This is a genomic window from Lysinibacillus sp. FSL K6-3209 (assembly GCF_037976175.1).
Classification (GTDB): domain Bacteria; phylum Bacillota; class Bacilli; order Bacillales_A; family Planococcaceae; genus Lysinibacillus; species Lysinibacillus sphaericus_D.
This window is the reverse complement of record NZ_CP150264.1, coordinates 831,264-851,382: the sequence shown is the minus strand read 5'-3', so window position 1 is coordinate 851,382 and position 20,119 is coordinate 831,264. Positions and strand designations below refer to the sequence as shown.

Sequence of the window (20,119 nt, the reverse complement as noted above, 5' to 3'; positions counted from 1 at the left end):
TAGATTGATGATTACTCAATCTAACACTTTCCCCTATTGCGGACTATTTATAATACGTTAGCAGAGCCTGCGTACCATTCTCACCATAGCCTGCTTCAATTAGCTTTTCATACATTTCATATGCTAATGCTAGCCCTGGTAAAGAAATACCCATTTTCTTTGATTCATCTAAAGCGATTTTCATATCCTTCACGAAATGCTTAATATAAAAACCTGGCGCATAGTCTTCTTTAATCATACGTGGTGCTAAATTACTTAAAGACCAAGACCCTGCCGCACCAGAAGAGATGGATTGTAATACAGTAGATAAATCGAGTCCAGCTTTTAAGCCATACGCAAGTGACTCACATACACCAATCATGCCAGATGCAATGACAATTTGATTGCACATTTTTGCATGCTGTCCTGCACCTGCTTCTCCCTGATACACGATATTTGCACCAAATTGCTGCAACACTGGAACAGCTCGATTAAAGGTCATTTGGTCACCACCTACCATAATGGACAGGGTACCATTTTGCGCCCCAACATCTCCACCAGATACGGGTGCATCTAATGCTTCTACCCCTAATGTCTGTGCATGGGCATATATTTTCTTCGCTAAAGTTGGTTCAGATGTTGTCATATCAATAACAATATTGCCTGCCTCAGCAGTTTGGAACAAACCATTTTCACCGAAGTAAACTTCCTCCACATCTGCTGGATAACCAACCATCGTTAGCGCTATATCCTTATCTTTAAAAGCCTCTGCTGGGGAGCTAGCCCAACTTGCTCCTAAAGCGATTAAGGGCTCTGCTTTTTCTTTTGTGCGGGTATAAACCGTCACCTCATGGCTATTTTGCAATAAGTGTTTAACAATACTAGCACCCATAACACCTGTACCGATAAATGCAATACGCTCTTTTCCCATATGTAATTACTCCTTTACTTGAATCAATATTACGCTAAAGGCTGACGCTTTTCTCAGACAAGCACCGAGTCGCGCCATCCGCTCACAATAAATTTACTCACAAAATAAGACAATACGATTATTCCTTTACCCATTACATATTGGCTAAGGTTTTAGGAATAGTAGTACGTTTTATTATGTGTACTTAGTGTAGTTGAATCAGTTCAATAATTCAAACTCTTCTTAATACTTGTACTAAAGTTTGTCTGTCTTGCATATATACCGAATAAGTAAAAAAAAGAGAGCAGGTGATGGGAATCACTGCTCTAAAGGGGGAAATGAGAATGTTGCTGTGTTCAATATTATTATTCCCCAGTACATTCACTTTTAATCATCTAATCTAAAAATTTTTACTCTGAATACTGAAACAAATCATCCTGATCTTCTTCTTCTAATGTTGTCTGTCTATAATAAGTATTCATTAACTGATCTAGTCTGCGACTCAGTTGAATGGTTTTTGCATTCTGTAACCCGTTTTCCACACCAGAGCGAATCATCATCTCACGAGTTTGTTCCATTTGTTTCAAGAGTAGATTGACCATTCATACAACCCTCCAACATACAAATAATCATACCATTATTATACATTTATATTTCATTTCTTACAGCATTATGTTCCGACAATGTTCGACAAAATTAGCTTCTAGGAATTTCCAAATAAGTGTAGATGATAATCCCATTTTGCTTTGCTTCACCTCTAAAATGTTTAAATAATGGGTGTTTTACTAAAACTTCTCGAAAATCATAAAATTGTTCTTTATGGATTTCGATACTTTGAATTTCTCCATTTTGTAATTGTTTAAGCATCGTTTCATATTGTTCCATTTTTTCCAATCCTTTCTCTTACTTTATTTTGTGTAATAAATTATGAATTATTCAAAAAAGGCTTTACGTTTCCCTTTTTTTCATGCAAACTGTATATTATTAGTCGATGAAGGAGCTGACTGTCTGTGAAAATAGCTGAAGTTGGAAATATTATCGAGTTTAAAAATGGTTTGCAAGGCATTGTTGAAAAAGTAAATGAAAATTCGGTGATCGTTGATCTAACATATATGGAGAATTTTGATTCCCTTGAAATTGAAGAAAAAACGGTCGTCAACCATAAACGGTACAAAATCTTATACGCAAGTGAAGCTTAATATTCTGAATAGTCCCTTTTTGTCTTTATAGATGATAAGGGACTATTTTTTTGGTAAAATTAAAGTATGGAGGTCGAATTATGCTTACAAATTCGAAACAAACAATAATACTTCTCCTTTCTTTATTATTCGTTTATGGCATGCTTGCTTTTACATTTGCTAATCCTGCTGTATTTTGGTACTTGTATGCATTTACCCTGCTTGTATGTATAGCGATTGCTATTCTTTCAGGTACAATCGAAGATCAATTGCCTACATGGAAGTTTCTGATTTTCGGCATTGGATACGGTACAATCACATATGGCATTATACGTTTTGGTTATTGGCTCGCACCATTTATAAATGATCGGCTAGTAGGATCCGTGCAAAAGTTTTTAACAGTTTACGGTCCACAAAATATATGGCACTATATTTTACTTGTTTTCATTGTAGCCATTGGTGAAGAACTATTTTGGCGCGGCTACGTACAACAACAATTAAAACGTTTTATGCGCCCTGTTTTAGCAGTTATTGTAACAGCCATTTTATGTGCCATTTCGATTGCATTTAGCGGTTTTAAGCTTGGTATAATTGCAGCTCTTGTAACAAGCCTTATTTGGGGCTTTATCTATGAATGGCGCAAGAGTATGCCTTTAGTTATTGTAGCCCATGTTGTTTTTGTTTTATTATTGTTTTTAGTGTTACCTTTAACATCATAACAAAAAAAATTGGAAACATTTTATCTTTTATTAGCGTTTAATTTAGAAAGGGAGGGCTTTTCATGCAAAAAAAATTAATTACAATGTTTGCATTATTACTAACAGCTGTTTTAGTAGTGGGGTGCAATACCTCTGATAAGACAGAACAATCAGATGCTGCACAAAATGAACCAGCAAACACAGCGACTGAGGAAAAACCAACTGATAGTGAATCTGCAGGCGATGACGCGCAAGAAACGCCTACATCAGATGATGCACAAACAGATGTACAATCGAAACCTCAACAAGAAGTAAATTACGTACAAAAAGGTGTCGACAAAAAGGAAAATGCAACTGAATCTAAAAGTGTAACTCAGGGCTATAAAATTCAACAACTACCTGGATTTACTCTTTCTCAAGAAGAACCTGGCAAAGACATGCTAGTATCAAATGAAGATGACGAAGTATTTATGCGTATTGAAACAACTACTACTGCTGAAACAAGCTATGATGCGGCAAAAACATCTATGCAAGACTACATGAATGCAGTTGGAGGAACAGTAGCATTATCTGCTGAAGAACTTTCCGTATTTAAAGATGTACAAAATATTGAAGGCTATGTGGTAGACTTTGATACTGAAAAAGTAATCGGAGTAGTATTTGAAAAAGATGGTCTTATTATAAAGTTAACAATTCATGATAATGATGAACAAGATTTAACAGCAGCTATGCTGGCAATGGCAGCAACTATTTCTAAAAATTAATTGAACACACATCTTAAGAGGTCTTAGAAGTCTTTCTAAGACCTCTCTTTTATTTACCAATAAAAAACTAAGGTTTGTTTGCAAAGACGTTTTAAAAGCTTCTCAACGTGGAAAAACAGCTATATATGCAAACCATTCCCCTACACAATGTTTCCATTCCTTTAACGAACATAAAAAAGTCGCCTCAAAAATCTATTTGAGACAACTCTTTTTAATAAGACAAATCTTTAATGGATAGCCCTAATTTTTTTAATAAGCCAATGGCTATATCCTTTTCCTCGACGGATAATGCACTCATCAATTCATGTAAATGTTGTTCGTGCTTTGGAAATAACTCGCCCATAAACGCCTCACCTTCAGCTGTAATTTCCGCATAGGTAACGCGACGATCTGATGGACAGGAAACCCGTAAAAGATAACCTCTTTTCTCAAGCTTATCAATTACATACGTAATAGACCCACTGGCAAGTAATATTTTATTACCGATTTGCTGCAATGGTTGTCTCCCTTTATGATACAGGAGCTCTAAAACTGCAAATTCAGTAGGATTCAAGCCATTTTCTTGAAAAAAATGGTTAGTCATCTCATTAATTGCTTTATGGGCACGGGATAATACAATATATAATTTTAAAGTTTGCTTTAAATCTTCTGACGTCATAGCTTAGTCCTCACAATTCGCTCTTTATCAATTTCATTATAGCGACTTTTGAAAAGCATTGTCAAAAGCATTCAATAACAGCACACTATGCTAAATTTAATTGGCAAGTGTTTCTCTCTATTTTAGGTAACTAAATAAGCAGAATCCTTCGCAGAAACATCTAAAGTATCCAACTGATTAAATGTGTACACTGGAAACTGCATATGGAAGCATGTCCCTTTCTGTACTTCACTTTGAACACCAATTACACCTTCATGCTCTTCGATTACCTTTTTCACGAAAGCAAGGCCCAGTCCTGTCCCTGTTGATTTCGTCGTGTAAAAAGGTTGGAATAGATTTTGGATTGTATTATTATCCATTCCACTGCCTTCGTCTTTTATCATTAATTCGACAATCGTACAGTCTATTACATTCATTTCTACCGTAATTGTGCCACCTTTATTCATTGCTTCCATTGCATTTTTAATAAGATTCATAAATACTTGCTTTAAACGATTTTCATTGCCGCCAATATATACTTCTGTCACTGATGGTATATATTGAATCATAATTTTTTTCATTAATGCATCCGGCAACATAAATTCAATTACCTGTCTTACAATATGATCTAAGTTGATTAACTCTACCTTCATACTTGTTGGCTTGGACAATACTAATAGTTCCGATAAAATTTGCTCCATACGCTGTAACTCACTATCAATAACAGATAAATACATACGTGATTCTTCATCTGCATTCAGCTTTAAAAGTTCTGTAAACCCTTTTAAAGAAGTGAGCGGATTGCGAATCTCATGTGCGATACTAGCTGCCATTTGCCCTACTACATTTAGTGCTTCCTGATGCTCTACTTTATGTTGCAGTTGCTTCTTCTCTGTTTCATCATTAATGACAGTGACAATAATATTATTATACTCATCGAAAACACTTGAGATTTCGTAGTAGCAAGTTCTACTTACTTGCGTCTCGTCCACAACATGAATATTGGCATGTTTTTCACCCATCAATTTCGAAAGATAGGTTGTAATTTGTCCATTTTTCATGGTAAATGAATCAAATATATGTTGATGCGCTTTATGGAGTAGTTGTGATTTTTCTATTTTTAAATACATTTCGGCATATTTATTTAAACCAAGAATAATCCCACTTGCATCACTCACAATAACAGCATAAGGTAAATGATCGTATGCGCTGAAGGATTGAGATTGTTCCTGCTCCTTGCTAACATACAATTTAAGCGCTCTGTCATTATTGATCGTTGATAGTTGTGCGACAATTTCTTCCGAGTTCGGATCATAGAAACATTTAAAAAGCATCATTTCAAATTCATTGTTGTTTGTTTGAATATTAAATATTTCTTCAGATCTTAACTCACATTGTAGTTCTTTGACGAACTTAGCCCATTTTATATTTGAGGACTCGTCCATTGTAATATAGCCAATATACGTTAAATTAAGATTAAAAAGTTTAATAGCTGCCTCATTACAATTCAAAATTTTTCCTGCTTTATTGAGAATAAGTGTTGGTGACGAAGTACTTTTCATAAGATTTCCAAAACATTGATTTATATCATTTTGCTTCAACTTTCTCACCGAACCTTTCAAAAGAGTAAAAAACCTCTCATTCGAATTTTGAGCCTTTACTATACTTTATGACTGTACGATTCTATTATTACAAAATTTAGTAAATTTAAGTATTTAAAATTATTTCACGAACCGTTCACAAAATAAATAGGTAAAAAGGATTATATTGTTTGTCAGCTACTTGACTGTTACAATTAGAAAGTGAAAGGAAGATTAATGCATGAATACTATTTTAACTACATTAAACGCAAAGTATATCCACACTAATTTGGCATTGCGTTATTTAAAATGTGCTGCTTTACCTGAATACAATCCAACCATTGCAGAATACACAATTAAAGACCCTGCTTTTAATATTGTATCAGATTTATTTCAAAAAAACCCTGATATTGTAGGATTTAGTTGCTATATTTGGAATATTGAAGAAACTATACACGTTATTAAAATGTTAAAAACGGTTTGTCCTAATGTTAAAATTTTGCTCGGTGGTCCTGAAGTATCTTATGATGTCCACCATTGGTTAAGAAGAGTTGAAGAGATTGATTTTATTGTCATGGGCGAAGGAGAAACATCCTTTAAACAGTTACTACGCCATTTGCATGGAGAAATTCCTTTAGAAAATGTTCCAGGAATTTGTTACTTAGAAGACGGAAAAGTTCGAATTCATGCGCAAGCACCTAAGATTGACTTACGTGAACTACCAAGTCCATTCCGTTTTGAAGAGGATCTTCCACATCTAGGAAAGCGAATTCAATATATTGAGACGAGCAGAGGCTGTCCTTTTAGCTGTCAATTTTGCTTATCTTCCATTGAAGTAGGCGTGCGCTATTTCAATAGAGAAAGTATAAAGGAAGATATTCGATATCTAATGAATAATGGTGCCCGCACTATTAAATTTGTCGATCGTACATTCAATATTAGCCGTAGCTACGCAATGGAAATGTTCCAGTTTTTAATTGATGAACATAAGCCAGGTGTTGTTTTCCAGTTTGAAATTACTGCTGATATAATGCGTCCAGAAGTCATTCAATTTTTAAATGACAATGCACCAAAAGGGCTTTTCCGCTTTGAAATAGGTGTCCAATCTACAAATGATTTAACAAACACGCTTGTACAACGCCGTCAAAACTTTGAAAAACTAAAACGAACGGTAACAATGGTTAAAGATGGCGGTAAGATTGATCAGCACTTAGATTTAATTGCCGGTTTGCCAGAAGAAGACTATGCAAGCTTCCGACAAACCTTTAATGATGTTTTCGCAATGCGCCCTGAGGAATTACAACTTGGTTTCTTAAAGCTATTGCGCGGCACTGGCCTTCGTTTGGAAGCTGAGAAATTTGGTTACACCTATGTAGATTTAGCTCCATACGAAATCTTTTCAAATAATGCTCTAACATTTGATGATATCGTTCGTATTAAACATGCAGAAGATGTTCTCGAAAAATATTGGAATGATCATCGTATGGATTACACCATTGAATACCTCGTTACAGAAGTATTTGACACACCATTCGATTTCTTCCAAAGCTTCGGCACTTATTGGGAAACAAAAGGTTGGTCTCGTATTGGACATCAGTTAGAAGATTTATTCCGTCGTTTACTGGAATTTTTAGAAACAGTGGAAGGTGCTAATTTACAAATTATTCAAAGTTTAATGCAACTAGATTATTTAAAAGCACAACAATTCCAGCCACGTAAATTATGGTGGAATGAGCGACCAACAGAAGTACAACAAAAAGCACTTTACTCTGCTCTACGGGAAAACCCGATGATTGCTGGTGAAGAATTTGCTAAGTTTAATTTAACAGAGAAAGAATTATTTAAGCATACACTTATTATCCCGCATTACTTGGACTATCAAAATTTCTCAAATGGCAAAATTGTACAAAAAAATGGTTATCTTTTAACGTACTTCCGTCACGGACAAGCACCTTATTTTGCAACAATCCCTACTGTTTAATAAAAAAACGCTATTCACTTTAGAGAATAGCGTTTTTTTTATATTAGTAACTTATAAAATTGCTTTTCCTCACCATCAGCTTTTTTTCACTAAATAAATAATATATTACAGTTTACTAAAACGGATTGATGGTGTTAGTACAGCTTTCTTAATGAAACCTCATAATTAGCAGGTCTTTATACCTTAATGATATATTATAAAAATTAGAAATAATACCCATTTAGACAATTCAAAAACAGGAAATGTTTTAATAAATTTTCTAAATTTTTGGACATTTTTTCGCCACAATTACCATTTAAGTGTAAAATACTAAATTTGACTTTGAAAGAAGCGATAAAAGCTTTTGCAAACGACTTTCAGTTATATATTAAATACTAAATACAATATAATAGAAGAAAGTCAGATTTAAGAAATCTTTTAGCATCAAACTTTAAAATGTCCAAGCTAGCTTATAGAATACCTTGCTTTTTAAGTATTATAATGTACGCTTTACTACTGAAATTAGCAATCCTAAAGCTTCACTATCTGTCATTCTGCTTACTCGATCACTATGGTCTACTTTCGTTATACCACGTTTATGTGTCTCTTTTAAAAGTTCCTTTAAATCCTGTTTTGCTGTGCTTGTAAGTGTCATGTGTAAGTTCTCCTTTTGTACCTTTTTCTTTACTGGGTTCATTGTTGCTTCTATTCACTTCAAAAAGATATGCTAATGCCCCTCAGTTCAAATACGATGTGGACAATTTCTCTTTGACCACTCCTAAAGTGATTTACCCGTTACGTGTTCAATCCAAACTGTAGTTTTGCAATGATTGTTTCGTTTGTTTCTTATGAATTAATTTTTATATTTCACGCATACTATCTCTGTTTCAAAAAATAATGAAAAGAGGATATTCAACTATGGGAATACTTAGTGGCAATCCAAAAGATGAGCCGTTACATTATGGTGAGGTTTTTAGCGTTTGGACGAATTTAGCGGCTGATTACGGCTTAATTGCAGGCTATCAAACATTTTACAATCACACTGGAGATGAAGATCTTCGCAAAATTATTGAAGATATTATCCAAGTATTACGAGACGAAGTAAAACAGTTAGAAAAAATATTGAAAACAAATGGTGTTGGGTTACCCCCTGCTCCACCTGAGCGACCTGTTGCAAGATTAGAGGACATCCCACCTGGTGCGAGAGTAAATGACCCTGAAATTAGTGCAGCGTTATCAGCGGATTTAGCTGCTGGATTAGTTGCTTGCAGTCAAGCAATGGGCATGTCAACTAGAGAAGACATTGCCATGATGTACGGTCAATTCCATATGAGTAAAGCCCAACTAGGTGCTAAACTGTTACGTTTAAACAAAAATAAAGGATGGCTTGTTCCACCGCCATTACATGTTAACTATCCAGAAAAAGATTAAAATTTTTAATCTGCATTAGCAAATTGGGATGGGACAAAAGAGAAAAAGTGTTAGATTGAAGCGCGATCAATCTAACACTTTTTGCTTTGTTACACCCCTTAAATGGACACTTTATCGTGACCACTGTAAGCCTCTTTTTTATTATGTTTGTTTATTATTTTTTTCTTGACGGTCTTTTGCTTTATTCGCATTGTTAGCTTGTTCACTTGTTAACTCATTTTCTTCTCGTACATCTAAATCGTCCGGACTTAAATCTGTCGAAAACTCTTCTTGCTTTAAATCCTTTACATCCTTTTTACTCTTTGTCACCAATATCACCTCCGATTTATAAAGTATCCAAATTGCCCGCATTTATACTATTGGCTTGTTCTTAAAAGATTAATGCCAAACAAAAAAGAGGTGAATCAACCATTCACCCCTTTCAAACGCTTCTATATGAAAACTGCTAGATGTTTACCCAATAATCACTCGTTCTTTTGGATAGTGGTATTTAGATTTTTTCCCTCTACCTCCACCACCTACTGAATATAAGAATGATATTAAGCCCACTCGCCCTATAAACATTAAAATAATAATGATTATTTTACCAACTGCTGATAAGTCTGATGTAATTCCTAAAGACATACCACATGTACCGAACGCAGATGTTATTTCAAAAATAATTTGGATAAGTGTTGCGTGCGGTTCCGTAATTAGTAATATAATTGTGGCGATTAACACCATAAAACACGCCAATAGGATAACGACAAATGAGCGGAAGACATCTATTAAATGAATTTCTCTTCCAAAAATTTGAATATCCTCTTTTCCGCGTGCAAACATTATTAAAAATAATATGGCAATAGCGAAAGTTGTCGTTCTTATCCCACCACCCACAGAGCTTGGGGATGAACCAATAAACATTAAAAAACTCATAAAAATATCGGTTGCTTCACTAAAGGATGTTACATCATATGTTGTAAGTCCCGCTGAACGCGTAGATATTGAATGGAACATAGCTGAAAAGATTGCTTCATGCCAAACCATCCCTTTAAAGGAGTGGAATGACTCAAGCAGTAAAATAACGAGAGCCCCAACTATAAATAAAATTGCATAGGTAGTCGTTGTTATTTTAGTAAAAAGACTAAAGCGGAAATTGGCATGACGATTAAGCAAAAATGATTTGACTTCTATCAGCACTGGGAAGCCAATTGCTCCAAGTACAATTAATACCATCGTGATAAGCTGCACAAAATAATCATTATGAAATGGCAATAAACTCATCCCAGTAATATCAAAGCCACCATTTGTAGTGGCAGAAACAGCAGCAAAAACGCCATGTATAAGAGCTTCTTCAAATGTATCAAAATAATTCATAAAATGAGCCGTTAAAATAATAGCCCCTGTTAATTCAATACCGATTAAGATTTTTAATATTTCTCGTATTAGCTGAACAACACCCGATAGATTGTATTGATTATGATCAATCATAATTAATTGCCGTTCGCGCATACCGATTTTTTTGCCGACAAGTAACCAAACAAAAGTACCTAGCGACATAATACCGATAGCCCCGAGCTGTAAAATCACAAGTACCATAACAAGTCCAAATGTTGTATAGGTCTCGGAAATATTGAAAGTTGTTAAACCCGTTACACTAACAGCACTGACTGCGGTAAATAAACTATCTAAAAAAGACACTTCCACACCCGCTCGATGGACACCAGGGAGTCGTAACAATAGGAAGGAAATTGCTATTGCTATGAAATAATAAGACACAAGTGCCTGAAACGGTGTGATTTGTCTATTTGATGATTTTTTCCAAGGCACCCCATCAACTCCTTCCATTTATGATGCCAAACTTAATAGATATTAGTATAGAAAAAAACGATGAAAAAAGAAAGGGGTTATAAATCGTATCAAATACAAAGTAATGAATATATAAAGCAAAAATCCGCATAGACTTTCAAAAAAAGCAAGCGCACTGACCCTGCTATTGTAGCGAGCGATGTGGCTCGTGCGTTGCCCGCAGAAAGAATGCGGATTAAATCGTTCCATTATAAAATTGTCAGGCGATTATTATGCTTGTTTTTTATTACGAACACCTACTAAATAGCCAACAAAAGCAATCGCAATTAATACAACCCAGAAAGTTAATTCCCAGCCTGTTGAATGTGGGAATTCTTCAGGTAAAATACCCACTTTTTCATGAGCTAACGTTAATACAACAAGTTTAACTCCTACCCAGCCAACAATTAAAAACGCTGCTGTTTCAAGTGAAGGATAGTCGTTTAAAATTTTTACAAACCATTGCGCCGCAAAACGCATCATAATAACACCAATAAAGCCACCTAACAACATAATAATAAATTGTCCGCCATTAATGCCACCAATATCAAAATTACCTAAGTGTGGAAGCGTTACGGCAATTGCAACTGCAGCAAGCATTGAATCGATTGCAAATGCTATATCTGCAAGTTCTACTTTTAGAACAGTCATCCAAAAGCCTGATCCTTTTTTTACAGTAGCATCATCATTGTCTTCTTCCTCATCTTTGCCTTTTCGTAAATCATAAATATTTTTGGCTGACATAAACAATAGATAAGCCGCCCCAATCGCCTGTATTTGCCAGTAATTAACTAATACTGTAATAACAAAGAGCGCAGAGAATCGGAATATTAATGCACCAAATAATCCGTAAAAAAGTGCCTTCTTTTGTTGGTCATGCGGTAAGTGTTTCACCATAACAGCCATAACTACTGCGTTATCTGCTGCTAGTAATCCTTCTAATACAACTAGTACGATCAGTACCCAGCCATATTGTAATAATATTGCTTCCATTCTCTGTTCCTCCTTTAAACTCTGTATACCCAAAATTGCGAGCATTTACTAGTCAAATGAAAAAGAAAAGACCCCTGCCTAAGAAGAAGGCAAAGGTCTTGCTAAGCAAATTTAATTGGTTACTTCTTACAAACCAGCTATCGGTTATTGCACTTTTTGCAAAGTAACACCATTTGCTATCACATCCGATGGCATTATGCCACGTCATGACGAATGTGAAACCAGATGCATCGCTCGCATCTGCTAGCTACTCCCCTTTAACAAAATGTCTAAGGATATTTCTTTTGTTCGTTTATTATATCACTATCATTAAATACTGACAAAGAAATCCATTATTTAATTTGAATATGATAGTTTTCATCTTCTTTATGCGCTAGATAAAAATCTACCATCTTTGGCATCGTTTGTATAAAATCAGGGCATGCTATATTTCCCTTTTGCAATATAGCAATTGCTTCTGTTGTATCAAAAGTTGCATGCCATGTTAAGTAATCTAAAGTTTCTTGCTCAACCCCTAATTTTTTGCGAATAAACGGCACTTGTAACGATTTTTTTGCTAGTGCTAAAGGAAAACGTCCTTTCGGATAATGATTTGTCAATAATTTCACCATTGTCCGGTATACCTCTTGTACAGGGTGAGGATTAGGATCTGTTAAATGTAATGTTTTCCCTTCAGCACTTTTCTCATCCACTAAAAACGTAGAGGCATTGATAATATAATCGACAGGCACAACATTAATAGCTGAGCTAGACATCCCGATATAAGGTATAATCGGCAACCATTTTAATTTATCAACCATATTCAAAAAGAAATACGGCCCATCAAATTTTATTGTTTCCCCTGTCACAGAATGCCCTCGCACAATGCCTGGTCGGATAATCGTGATAGGTACCTCCGACTTTAAATCTTCCACACGATGCTCTGCTTCATATTTCGTTTCCTCATAGTAGTTTTTAAATGCCTTCGGACGAATCAATTCATCTTCCCGTAATACCCCTTCTCTTGTTCCAGCAACATACGCAGTACTAAAATACATATAACGCTTAAGATGAGGCAATGTTCGTACAAAATCATTGACCATCGCAGTTCCATGCACATTGACCTTCCAAGCAATATCTCGTGGAACGGCTAAGTCATAAATCGCTGCCAGATGCCAAAACACTTCAATTTGAGGTACGATTTCCTGAATTATTTGATTGGCCAATCCTAAATTGGGTAGCGTGATGTCTCCCTCAACAATCTGTATTTCGGATTGAGGATAGTCTACTTCAATCTTGCTTTTTTCAATCATTGCCTTTGGATATTGCCCTGCCAAAACAATGGCTATAACCTTTTGTGTTTTATTTTTTTGAAATAATTCTCGAATTAATTGACTTGAAATAAACCCTGGAAACCCCGTAAAAAAATGAACACCCATCTCCCAGTTCCTCCCCGTATTTAAGGCAATTTTCTAGTTTCTTTATCCATTAAGCTATACACAGCTGGCACAATATATAATGTCAGCAAAGTCGATGTAATCAGACCACCTATTACAGCGATACCCATCGGCTGATTCATCTCGGTACCTTCGCCAATACCAAGCGCTAGTGGTAGCAATCCTAATATCGTTGTTAATGCTGTCATTAAAATCGGGCGAAGTCGGTCTTGTGTAGCAAGTAAAATCGCATCATACGCCTGCATGCCCTGCTGCTTTTGCTGATTAATATAATCGACCAGCACAATACCATTATTCACAACAATGCCAACAAGTACTAAAACGCCAATAACAGCTGTTACACCTAGCAGTGTTTTCGTCGCAAACATTGCCATCGCAACACCTATAATCATAAGTGGTACCGTAAACATAATAACGAAAGGATATTTAAACGACTCAAACTGCGCCGCCATCACAATGTAGACTAGCACTACGGCGAGAGCAACAGCTAAAAGCATATCATCAATTGCACTATCATATAACTCTCGATCCCCACTAAACACAACTTGCGTTTCAGCAGGCAGATTCGCTTTTTCAAGTGCGTGATCGACCTTTTTAGAAATGCCCCCTAATGACTCCTTAGCTTTATAATCAACGAAAAATGCAACTGCTGCAGCTTGATCGGAACGTCTAATGGAAACTGGTCCTTCTTGTATGGATACGTTAGCGATTTCATCAAGCTTAACAAATAGACCTGCAGGTGAACGTAGCTTCATTGCCTTTAAAGCGTCCATACTTTCATTAAACGCCTGTCCAAAACCGGTATACACCGATAACACCGTTCCACCATCATCAATCATCTGCGTTGTCAACTGCCCTTTTGTCATTTGATTGACCGTTTGGGCTATTTGAGCCGGTACAAAACCATAATCCTTCGCTTTTTCACGATCCACTTCTATCTGAATCTCTTGTATCGTTTCGTCTAAATCAGTCAAAACATTTGTGACTGCATCTATACGACTTAGTTCGTGCTGTACTTTCTCAACTGATGCATATAAACGTTGTTCATTGGAATCTGTTAGTCGGAATGTCAATGTATTTGGAGCTGAACCAGATGATGTAGAAACATTAAATGTAATTTCTGCTTGCTCCCCTAACTCATTATTTAGTTCCCTTTCCACCTCTTCTACAAACTCAAAAATGGAGCGCTTGCGATCTGCAAGTGGTACTAGCTTGACGTAAATTTCTGCTTGATTTGCACTTGTTTGTCCACGTGATTGAGACTGTTGAGTACCCCCGATTAGGCTAACATAAACATCAACATCTTGTTCTTCTTTTAAACGATTTTCAATGGCCGCGACTACCTTTTCTGTTTTTGTTATCGCAGCCCCTTGGTCAAGATTTACACTAATAGAAGCAAAACCTTCATCTGTTGCTGGTAAAAATTCTGTCCCTATTTTCGATAACCCAAAGAGCGATAAGCCAAAGAGCACGATTGCCGACAATATGACCAACAAGCGATGCTGTAATACCCACACTATAGACGCATTGTAGCGCTTATAAAATGAAGATGTCTTGCGAATTTCATTGATATTATGATCTTTCATTTTTAACAAACGACTTGCCAGCATAGGTACAACTGTTAATGCCACTGACAATGAGGCAATTAAACTAAAGGAAATGGTAAGTGCAAATTCCGTAAATATTTGCCCAATTAAGCCTTCAATAAACATAACTGGAATAAACACAGCAATCGTTGTTAATGTAGATGCTGTTATAGCTAGTGCTACTTCCTTTGTTCCTTGTTTTGCTGCTTCTATCGGTTCCTTGCCAAGTCCTAAATGCCGTTCAATATTCTCTATTACTACGATGGCATTGTCGACAAGCATCCCAATACCTAATGCTAATGCACCTAAGGTCATTATGTTAAGCGTAAAATCAGCAAAATACATTAACACAAATGTGACAATAACCGAGTACGGGATGGCAATCCCAATAATAATTGGGCTTTTCACACTACGTAAAAAGACAAATAACACAAGCATAGCGAATAAGCCACCTAGCAATAATGAAGAACCGATATTACTTATTGCTAAATCTACATAATTCCCTTGATCGACTAATACGTCTGCTGATACACCTTTATATTGCTCCTTCGCTAGTAAATCATTTAAAGCTTGTTGAAAGGCTTTAGATACTTCAGCAGTATTGGCGCCAGACTCTTGCAAAACGGACATTAGCACAGCCGGATGATCATTAGCACGCGTTTCTGTTATTGCTTTTTGCTCTGTGCGCTCGACCGTTGCTACATCTCCCACCGTTAATGTTTGACCATCTATAGGATTGACGGATACGATTAAATCTGCAATATCTTGTGGTGTAGTTAACGTACTAATAATCCTTGTCGTCAACATTTTGTCATCCGCAGCTAATACTGGCTCTCCAGGAAGTGAGACATTATTCGTTTGAATAATTTGAATAATATCTGCTTGGGTTAAGCCCTTTGCTATTAGTTTTGATTCATCCAATGTTACTTGTACTTCTTCTACCAATTTGCCAGAAACATTGACACTTGCAACCCCTTCTGTACGACGAAGCTCTTTTTCCAGTGATTCTGCCAATACGCGCACATCCACTTGGTCATTTTCTGCGCGTAAGGAAAGTTGAATAATTGGAAACTGTGACGGGTCAAATTTCAAAAAATTTGGCTTTTGTGCATCGTTTGGTAAAGGTGTCATATCAATACGTTGCAAAATATCTAATTGAACATCCTCAATATTCGTCGTCCAATTAAACTCTAGCACAATTAAATTTGAACCTTCCTGCGAAGTAGATTGTAGTTTTTTTATGCCTGGCAAGGTGGCCAATGCCGCCTCTAAAGGTTTTGTTACCTTTTCATTTACTTCCGTCGAACTCGCCCCAGGATATGACGTCACAACGACACCAATAGGGGGATTTAATTCGGGAATTAATGTAATTGGGATTTTTAACAATGATACGCCACCTAAAATAATAACGAGTAGCATTGTAACAAGTGTAAAAACAGGTCTTTTAATTGAAAAGTTGCTAATGTTCATGTATTTATACTCCTTTTCTTTCTCTTCTTTCCTATGATAGCCGAAAAGGGAGTTTTTTTATAAAGTTTTACATTATATTGAAACAATTTCATATTAGTGCCTCGTAATGAAAGTTCGAATATTCTAATGGAGCGAAAGGTGGCGACTCCTGCGGGAAAAGCAAGCGAACCGAGACCCTGGACTGAGCGCAGCGAAGGAAGCGGCTCGGTGCTTGCCCGCGGAAAGCGCCACCTGTAGCGCAATGTTGCTATTACACATATTCACTAACGTTTCTTTATATTGTATATATTCTACACCAATCTCTTATTTTCCTTGTAAAAAAACACGAATCGATCCTCTGTCGATTCGTGTTTCTTTTTATAGCAGGCTATATAATTTGATGTTTTCGTTTTTATCTGCGAACCAGCGCATAGCAAACTCATTTTCAAATAGGAAAACAAGATTGTCAAAGCGGTCTTTAACAAGCATTGAACGACTTGAAGACATTGACTCTTTGACATCTTCTTCATTTTCAATCCAACGTGCCATTTTTGAACCAATTGGCTCCATTTTCACTTCAACATTGTATTCATTTTTCATGCGGTGTTCAAATACTTCAAATTGTAATTGACCAACTGCACCTAAAATCACTTCTTCTGTATGAAGTGTTTTGTAATATTGAATGGCACCTTCTTGCACTAATTGCAATATCCCTTTATGGAATTGCTTAGATTTCATGACGTTTTTCGCCGTCACACGAACAAACAACTCCGGCGTGAACTGCGGCAATTTTTCAAATTGGAATGTTTTCTTGCCACCTACGACTGTATCACCAATTTGATATGTGCCCGTATCATATAAACCAATAATATCGCCGGCTACCGCTTCATCCACTGTTTCACGGTCATCAGCAAGAAACTGTGTAGACTGTGTCACTTTAAAAGATTTACCTGTACGAGATAATGTCATATTCATACCACGCTCAAATTTACCCGATACGATACGTACAAAGGCAATACGGTCACGGTGTGCAGGATTCATATTCGCTTGAATTTTAAAAATAAAGCCTGAAAACTCTGGATGCTCCACTGGATCAATATACTGCTCATCTTCTGTAATACGAGGTTGAGGAGTTGGAGCAAAATGTAAATAAGTTTCAAGGAATGTCTGCACCCCAAAGTTTGTTAAAGCCGAACCAAAGAACACAGGTGTTAATTCGCCACGACGGATTTTTTCCTCTGAATAAGCATTTCCTGCTTCATTAAGAAGCATAATGTCATCCATCGCTTGTGAGTAATAAGACGTTACTTTCATCGGATGGTCAATTGCTAACTCACCATTTTCATCGATCGGTAAGAATCGCTCCGCCTCTTCTGTACGGAATTGCTCAATACGTTTGTTATAACGGTCATAAATACCAAGGAATTCTTTCCCCATACCGATTGGCCAGTTCATAGGGTATGCATGAATACCAAGCACCTCTTCAAGCTCTTCAATTAGCTCTAATGGCTCTTTCCCTTGACGGTCTAATTTGTTAATAAATGTAAAGATAGGAATACCACGCATTTTACAAACTTTAAATAGTTTTAATGTCTGTGCCTCAATCCCTTTAGCGGCATCTACAACCATGACAGCACTATCTACTGCCATTAGTGTACGATACGTATCTTCTGAGAAATCTTGGTGCCCTGGTGTGTCCAAAATATTGATGCGCGAACCACTATAGTCAAACTGCATAACAGAAGATGTGACCGAAATCCCACGTTGCTTTTCGATTTCCATCCAGTCGGATGTAGCAAATTTCCCTGTTTTCTTACCTTTTACCGTACCAGCGTCACGAATGGCACCGCCAAAAAGTAAAAGCTTTTCCGTGATCGTCGTTTTCCCAGCATCTGGGTGACTGATAATGGCGAACGTACGTCGTGCTAATATATCTTTTTCTAAATTTGAAGTCATCTCTTCATTCTCCTTTTTTCATACCTACTAATAATAAAAGAAGTCTTGCCTTTCGTACAACCTTTTTACATGAATTCCCCAAAAAGAAAACCCTTTAGTCACAGCTAAAAGGTTTTCCATAAATGAATTGCTATAAAAAACAGCATAATGTTGTCGCACTGAGCTAAGTTCCATTGTAAATTTATACAAATTTCAATTGTCCAGCCTTAATCGCAATTTCAGCATCACTATGTGGATATTTCGTATTTTCAATAATTTGATAATCTTCATGGCCTTTACCAGCAAAAATAATCATATCCCCAGGTTCAGCTACTTCTATTGCATGTCGCACTGCTTCTGCTCTATCTCCGATACATGCATAATTTTTATGCAACATTCCTTTTGCAAGATCACCTGTTATACTATCGTAATCCTCATAACGTGGATCATCTGTCGTTAAGATCACATAATCTGCTGCTGATGCCTTTTCAGCCATTGCAGGACGCTTTGATTTATCGCGATTACCACCTGTACCCACTAAGAAAATAAGCTTACCTTTTTTATAAGGCGTAGCTGCTGCAATAGCCTTTTCAATCGCATCCGGTGTGTGTGCATAATCGACAAAAATTTGCACCGGTAAATCGGAGCAGACTTTTTCCATACGTCCTTTAACTGGTGGTAGTTGCTCTATTTGTTCAATAATCGTATCCATTGAATAGCCTCTGCCATAAAAAGCAACCATCGCAGCAAGAACATTGTAAATATTGAACTCACCTAGTAAATGCATTTTAACAGGGAAGATCCCTTCAGGCATAATGACATCGAATGAAGTCATGTAATCATGGTATTCACAGTTTATGGCACGAAAATCTGCTGTCTCATTGTTTAATCCGTAAGTCCATACTGGGAATGGTGTCATTGCAGCATAGCGTTCTGACCAAGCATCATCAGCATTTAACACCACGAATTTATTTTTTTCTAAATCTTGTCCAAGTTGAGAGAATAATAAGCCTTTTGCATTCCCATATTCCTCCATCGTACCATGGAAATCAAGATGATCATGTGTAAGATTCGTAAAAATAGCAACATCATAATCGACACCTGCCAAACGGCCAAGTGCTAATCCATGTGATGATACCTCCATTGTCATTAAACGACAGCCTTCCATTTTCGCACGAAAAATCATTTGTTGTGTCGATAATGCATCGCTCGTAGTATTTGCAGATTCATATAAAATACCATTTAAATTAAAGCCTATAGTACCTGATAGTGCAGATTTCTCGCCCATGCCGTGCATTATATTTTGAATAATACCTGTTACAGATGTTTTACCATTTGTCCCTGTTACACCAATCATTGTCATATCCTTTGAAGGATAGTCAAAAAACTTAGCAGCCAACAAACCAACTGCACGATCTGTATCCTTCACAATAACTTGTGCAATTGCGTCTGCTAATGGTAGTTCACGTTCCGTAACAACAATTGTTGCACCACCCTCAACAGCTTTTTGTGCATAATTATGGCCATCTACTGTGTACCCTTTAATACAAACAAACATGCTGTTCGGCTGCACACTTCGAGAATCAATCACAATATCCGTCACTTGGTCTGGTAACACGCCAATTATTTTTTTCAAAGGTAATGCACTTAACAATTCCTCTGCATACATTTCATAGTCCTCCAATCAATCTCAACACTCATTCATCATTTCTTGTTTTTTCGACAAAAAATAACAATATGAATACCCCCACTAATC

18 protein-coding genes are annotated in these 20,119 nt (G+C 36.5%); 5 read left to right on the top strand and 13 right to left on the bottom strand.

The window, feature by feature from the left end; all coding sequences use genetic code 11:
* Nucleotides 1–43: 43 nt before the first annotated feature.
* The 3 genes from MHH88_RS04020 to MHH88_RS04010 form a co-directional block, all read right to left on the bottom strand.
* Complete coding sequence (locus MHH88_RS04020; RefSeq protein WP_339261649.1) at nt 44–910, bottom strand: NAD(P)-dependent oxidoreductase; 867 nt, start codon at nt 908–910, stop codon at nt 44–46.
* 389 nt (nt 911–1,299) lie between these two features.
* Entirely contained in the window at nt 1,300–1,491 is a 192-nt protein-coding gene (locus tag MHH88_RS04015; RefSeq protein WP_024362260.1) for an aspartyl-phosphate phosphatase Spo0E family protein, read from the bottom strand.
* Nucleotides 1,492–1,585: 94 nt separating this feature from the next.
* The gene (locus MHH88_RS04010; RefSeq protein WP_103977640.1) at nt 1,586–1,774 is read right to left on the bottom strand and encodes a hypothetical protein; all 189 of its coding nucleotides are present in this window, start codon (nt 1,772–1,774) and stop codon (nt 1,586–1,588) included.
* A gap of 125 nt (nt 1,775–1,899) precedes the next feature.
* On the opposite strand from MHH88_RS04010, the gene MHH88_RS04005 reads away from it, so the two are divergent.
* The 3 genes from MHH88_RS04005 to MHH88_RS03995 all read left to right on the top strand — a co-directional run bounded on the left by MHH88_RS04005 (nt 1,900) and on the right by MHH88_RS03995 (nt 3,529).
* Nucleotides 1,900–2,088 carry a DUF2187 family protein gene (locus tag MHH88_RS04005; protein WP_024362262.1) on the top strand — a complete coding sequence of 63 codons (189 nt, stop codon included), beginning with the start codon at nt 1,900–1,902 and terminating at the stop codon, nt 2,086–2,088.
* 80 nt (nt 2,089–2,168) lie between these two features.
* Nucleotides 2,169–2,786 carry a type II CAAX endopeptidase family protein gene (locus MHH88_RS04000; RefSeq protein ID WP_339261648.1) on the top strand — a complete coding sequence of 206 codons (618 nt, stop codon included), beginning with the start codon at nt 2,169–2,171 and terminating at the stop codon, nt 2,784–2,786.
* Between the two features lie 62 nt (nt 2,787–2,848).
* The gene (locus MHH88_RS03995; protein ID WP_339261647.1) at nt 2,849–3,529 is read left to right on the top strand and encodes a hypothetical protein; all 681 of its coding nucleotides are present in this window, start codon (nt 2,849–2,851) and stop codon (nt 3,527–3,529) included.
* Between the two features lie 211 nt (nt 3,530–3,740).
* Here the strand turns inward: MHH88_RS03995 and MHH88_RS03990 are convergent, their stop codons facing one another.
* Both MHH88_RS03990 and MHH88_RS03985 read right to left on the bottom strand, forming a co-directional pair.
* On the bottom strand, nt 3,741–4,187 hold the full coding sequence (locus tag MHH88_RS03990) for a MarR family transcriptional regulator (protein WP_069510450.1): 447 nt from the start codon (nt 4,185–4,187) through the stop codon (nt 3,741–3,743).
* 122 nt (nt 4,188–4,309) lie between these two features.
* The gene (locus MHH88_RS03985) at nt 4,310–5,728 is read right to left on the bottom strand and encodes an ATP-binding protein (RefSeq protein ID WP_339261646.1); all 1,419 of its coding nucleotides are present in this window, start codon (nt 5,726–5,728) and stop codon (nt 4,310–4,312) included.
* Nucleotides 5,729–5,987: 259 nt separating this feature from the next.
* Here MHH88_RS03985 and MHH88_RS03980 point away from each other — a divergent pair, with 259 nt between their 5' ends.
* Nucleotides 5,988–7,727: a B12-binding domain-containing radical SAM protein gene (locus tag MHH88_RS03980; protein ID WP_339261645.1), complete on the top strand. Its 1,740-nt coding sequence runs from the start codon at nt 5,988–5,990 to the stop codon at nt 7,725–7,727.
* 475 nt (nt 7,728–8,202) lie between these two features.
* Here MHH88_RS03980 and MHH88_RS03975 read toward each other — a convergent pair whose 3' ends face one another.
* Entirely contained in the window at nt 8,203–8,361 is a 159-nt protein-coding gene (locus MHH88_RS03975; RefSeq protein ID WP_158497863.1) for a hypothetical protein, read from the bottom strand.
* 263 nt (nt 8,362–8,624) lie between these two features.
* On the opposite strand from MHH88_RS03975, the gene MHH88_RS03970 reads away from it, so the two are divergent.
* On the top strand, nt 8,625–9,137 hold the full coding sequence (locus MHH88_RS03970) for a DUF3231 family protein (RefSeq protein WP_024362268.1): 513 nt from the start codon (nt 8,625–8,627) through the stop codon (nt 9,135–9,137).
* 141 nt (nt 9,138–9,278) lie between these two features.
* Here MHH88_RS03970 and MHH88_RS03965 read toward each other — a convergent pair whose 3' ends face one another.
* The 7 genes from MHH88_RS03965 to MHH88_RS03935 form a co-directional block, all read right to left on the bottom strand.
* Entirely contained in the window at nt 9,279–9,446 is a 168-nt protein-coding gene (locus tag MHH88_RS03965; protein ID WP_339261644.1) for a hypothetical protein, read from the bottom strand.
* Between the two features lie 144 nt (nt 9,447–9,590).
* Nucleotides 9,591–10,946: a potassium transporter TrkG gene (locus tag MHH88_RS03960; RefSeq protein ID WP_339261643.1), complete on the bottom strand. Its 1,356-nt coding sequence runs from the start codon at nt 10,944–10,946 to the stop codon at nt 9,591–9,593.
* A 249-nt stretch (nt 10,947–11,195) separates the two neighbouring features.
* On the bottom strand, nt 11,196–11,957 hold the full coding sequence (locus tag MHH88_RS03955) for a TerC family protein (RefSeq protein ID WP_069510458.1): 762 nt from the start codon (nt 11,955–11,957) through the stop codon (nt 11,196–11,198).
* Nucleotides 11,958–12,289: 332 nt separating this feature from the next.
* Nucleotides 12,290–13,375 carry an SDR family oxidoreductase gene (locus tag MHH88_RS03950; protein ID WP_339261642.1) on the bottom strand — a complete coding sequence of 362 codons (1,086 nt, stop codon included), beginning with the start codon at nt 13,373–13,375 and terminating at the stop codon, nt 12,290–12,292.
* A gap of 20 nt (nt 13,376–13,395) precedes the next feature.
* Nucleotides 13,396–16,449, bottom strand: coding sequence for an efflux RND transporter permease subunit (locus MHH88_RS03945; RefSeq protein ID WP_339261641.1), 3,054 nt, complete (start codon nt 16,447–16,449; stop codon nt 13,396–13,398).
* Between the two features lie 357 nt (nt 16,450–16,806).
* Nucleotides 16,807–18,384, bottom strand: coding sequence for a peptide chain release factor 3 (locus tag MHH88_RS03940; RefSeq protein ID WP_069510464.1), 1,578 nt, complete (start codon nt 18,382–18,384; stop codon nt 16,807–16,809).
* A 181-nt stretch (nt 18,385–18,565) separates the two neighbouring features.
* Nucleotides 18,566–20,032 (bottom strand): UDP-N-acetylmuramoyl-L-alanyl-D-glutamate--2,6-diaminopimelate ligase, encoded by a 1,467-nt coding sequence (locus MHH88_RS03935; protein WP_069510466.1) that lies wholly within the window; start codon nt 20,030–20,032, stop codon nt 18,566–18,568.
* Nucleotides 20,033–20,119 lie beyond the last annotated feature (87 nt).

Bases quoted from the DNA above. Each gene is read 5' to 3' on its own strand.
- MHH88_RS03970 (WP_024362268.1), top strand. From the start codon at position 8,625: ATGGGAATACTTAGTGGCAATCCAAAAGATGAGCCGTTACATTATGGT.
- MHH88_RS03995 (WP_339261647.1), top strand. From the start codon at position 2,849: ATGCAAAAAAAATTAATTACAATGTTTGCATTATTACTAACAGCTGTT.
- MHH88_RS03980 (WP_339261645.1), top strand. From the start codon at position 5,988: ATGAATACTATTTTAACTACATTAAACGCAAAGTATATCCACACTAAT.
- MHH88_RS03950 (WP_339261642.1), bottom strand. From the start codon at position 13,375: ATGGGTGTTCATTTTTTTACGGGGTTTCCAGGGTTTATTTCAAGTCAA.
- MHH88_RS03990 (WP_069510450.1), bottom strand. From the start codon at position 4,187: ATGACGTCAGAAGATTTAAAGCAAACTTTAAAATTATATATTGTATTA.
- MHH88_RS03940 (WP_069510464.1), bottom strand. From the start codon at position 18,384: ATGACTTCAAATTTAGAAAAAGATATATTAGCACGACGTACGTTCGCC.
- MHH88_RS03945 (WP_339261641.1), bottom strand. From the start codon at position 16,449: ATGAACATTAGCAACTTTTCAATTAAAAGACCTGTTTTTACACTTGTT.
- MHH88_RS03975 (WP_158497863.1), bottom strand. From the start codon at position 8,361: ATGACACTTACAAGCACAGCAAAACAGGATTTAAAGGAACTTTTAAAA.
- MHH88_RS04015 (WP_024362260.1), bottom strand. From the start codon at position 1,491: ATGGTCAATCTACTCTTGAAACAAATGGAACAAACTCGTGAGATGATG.
- MHH88_RS04000 (WP_339261648.1), top strand. From the start codon at position 2,169: ATGCTTACAAATTCGAAACAAACAATAATACTTCTCCTTTCTTTATTA.
- MHH88_RS03935 (WP_069510466.1), bottom strand. From the start codon at position 20,032: ATGTATGCAGAGGAATTGTTAAGTGCATTACCTTTGAAAAAAATAATT.
- MHH88_RS03955 (WP_069510458.1), bottom strand. From the start codon at position 11,957: ATGGAAGCAATATTATTACAATATGGCTGGGTACTGATCGTACTAGTT.
- MHH88_RS04020 (WP_339261649.1), bottom strand. From the start codon at position 910: ATGGGAAAAGAGCGTATTGCATTTATCGGTACAGGTGTTATGGGTGCT.
- MHH88_RS03985 (WP_339261646.1), bottom strand. From the start codon at position 5,728: ATGAAAAGTACTTCGTCACCAACACTTATTCTCAATAAAGCAGGAAAA.
- MHH88_RS04010 (WP_103977640.1), bottom strand. From the start codon at position 1,774: ATGGAACAATATGAAACGATGCTTAAACAATTACAAAATGGAGAAATT.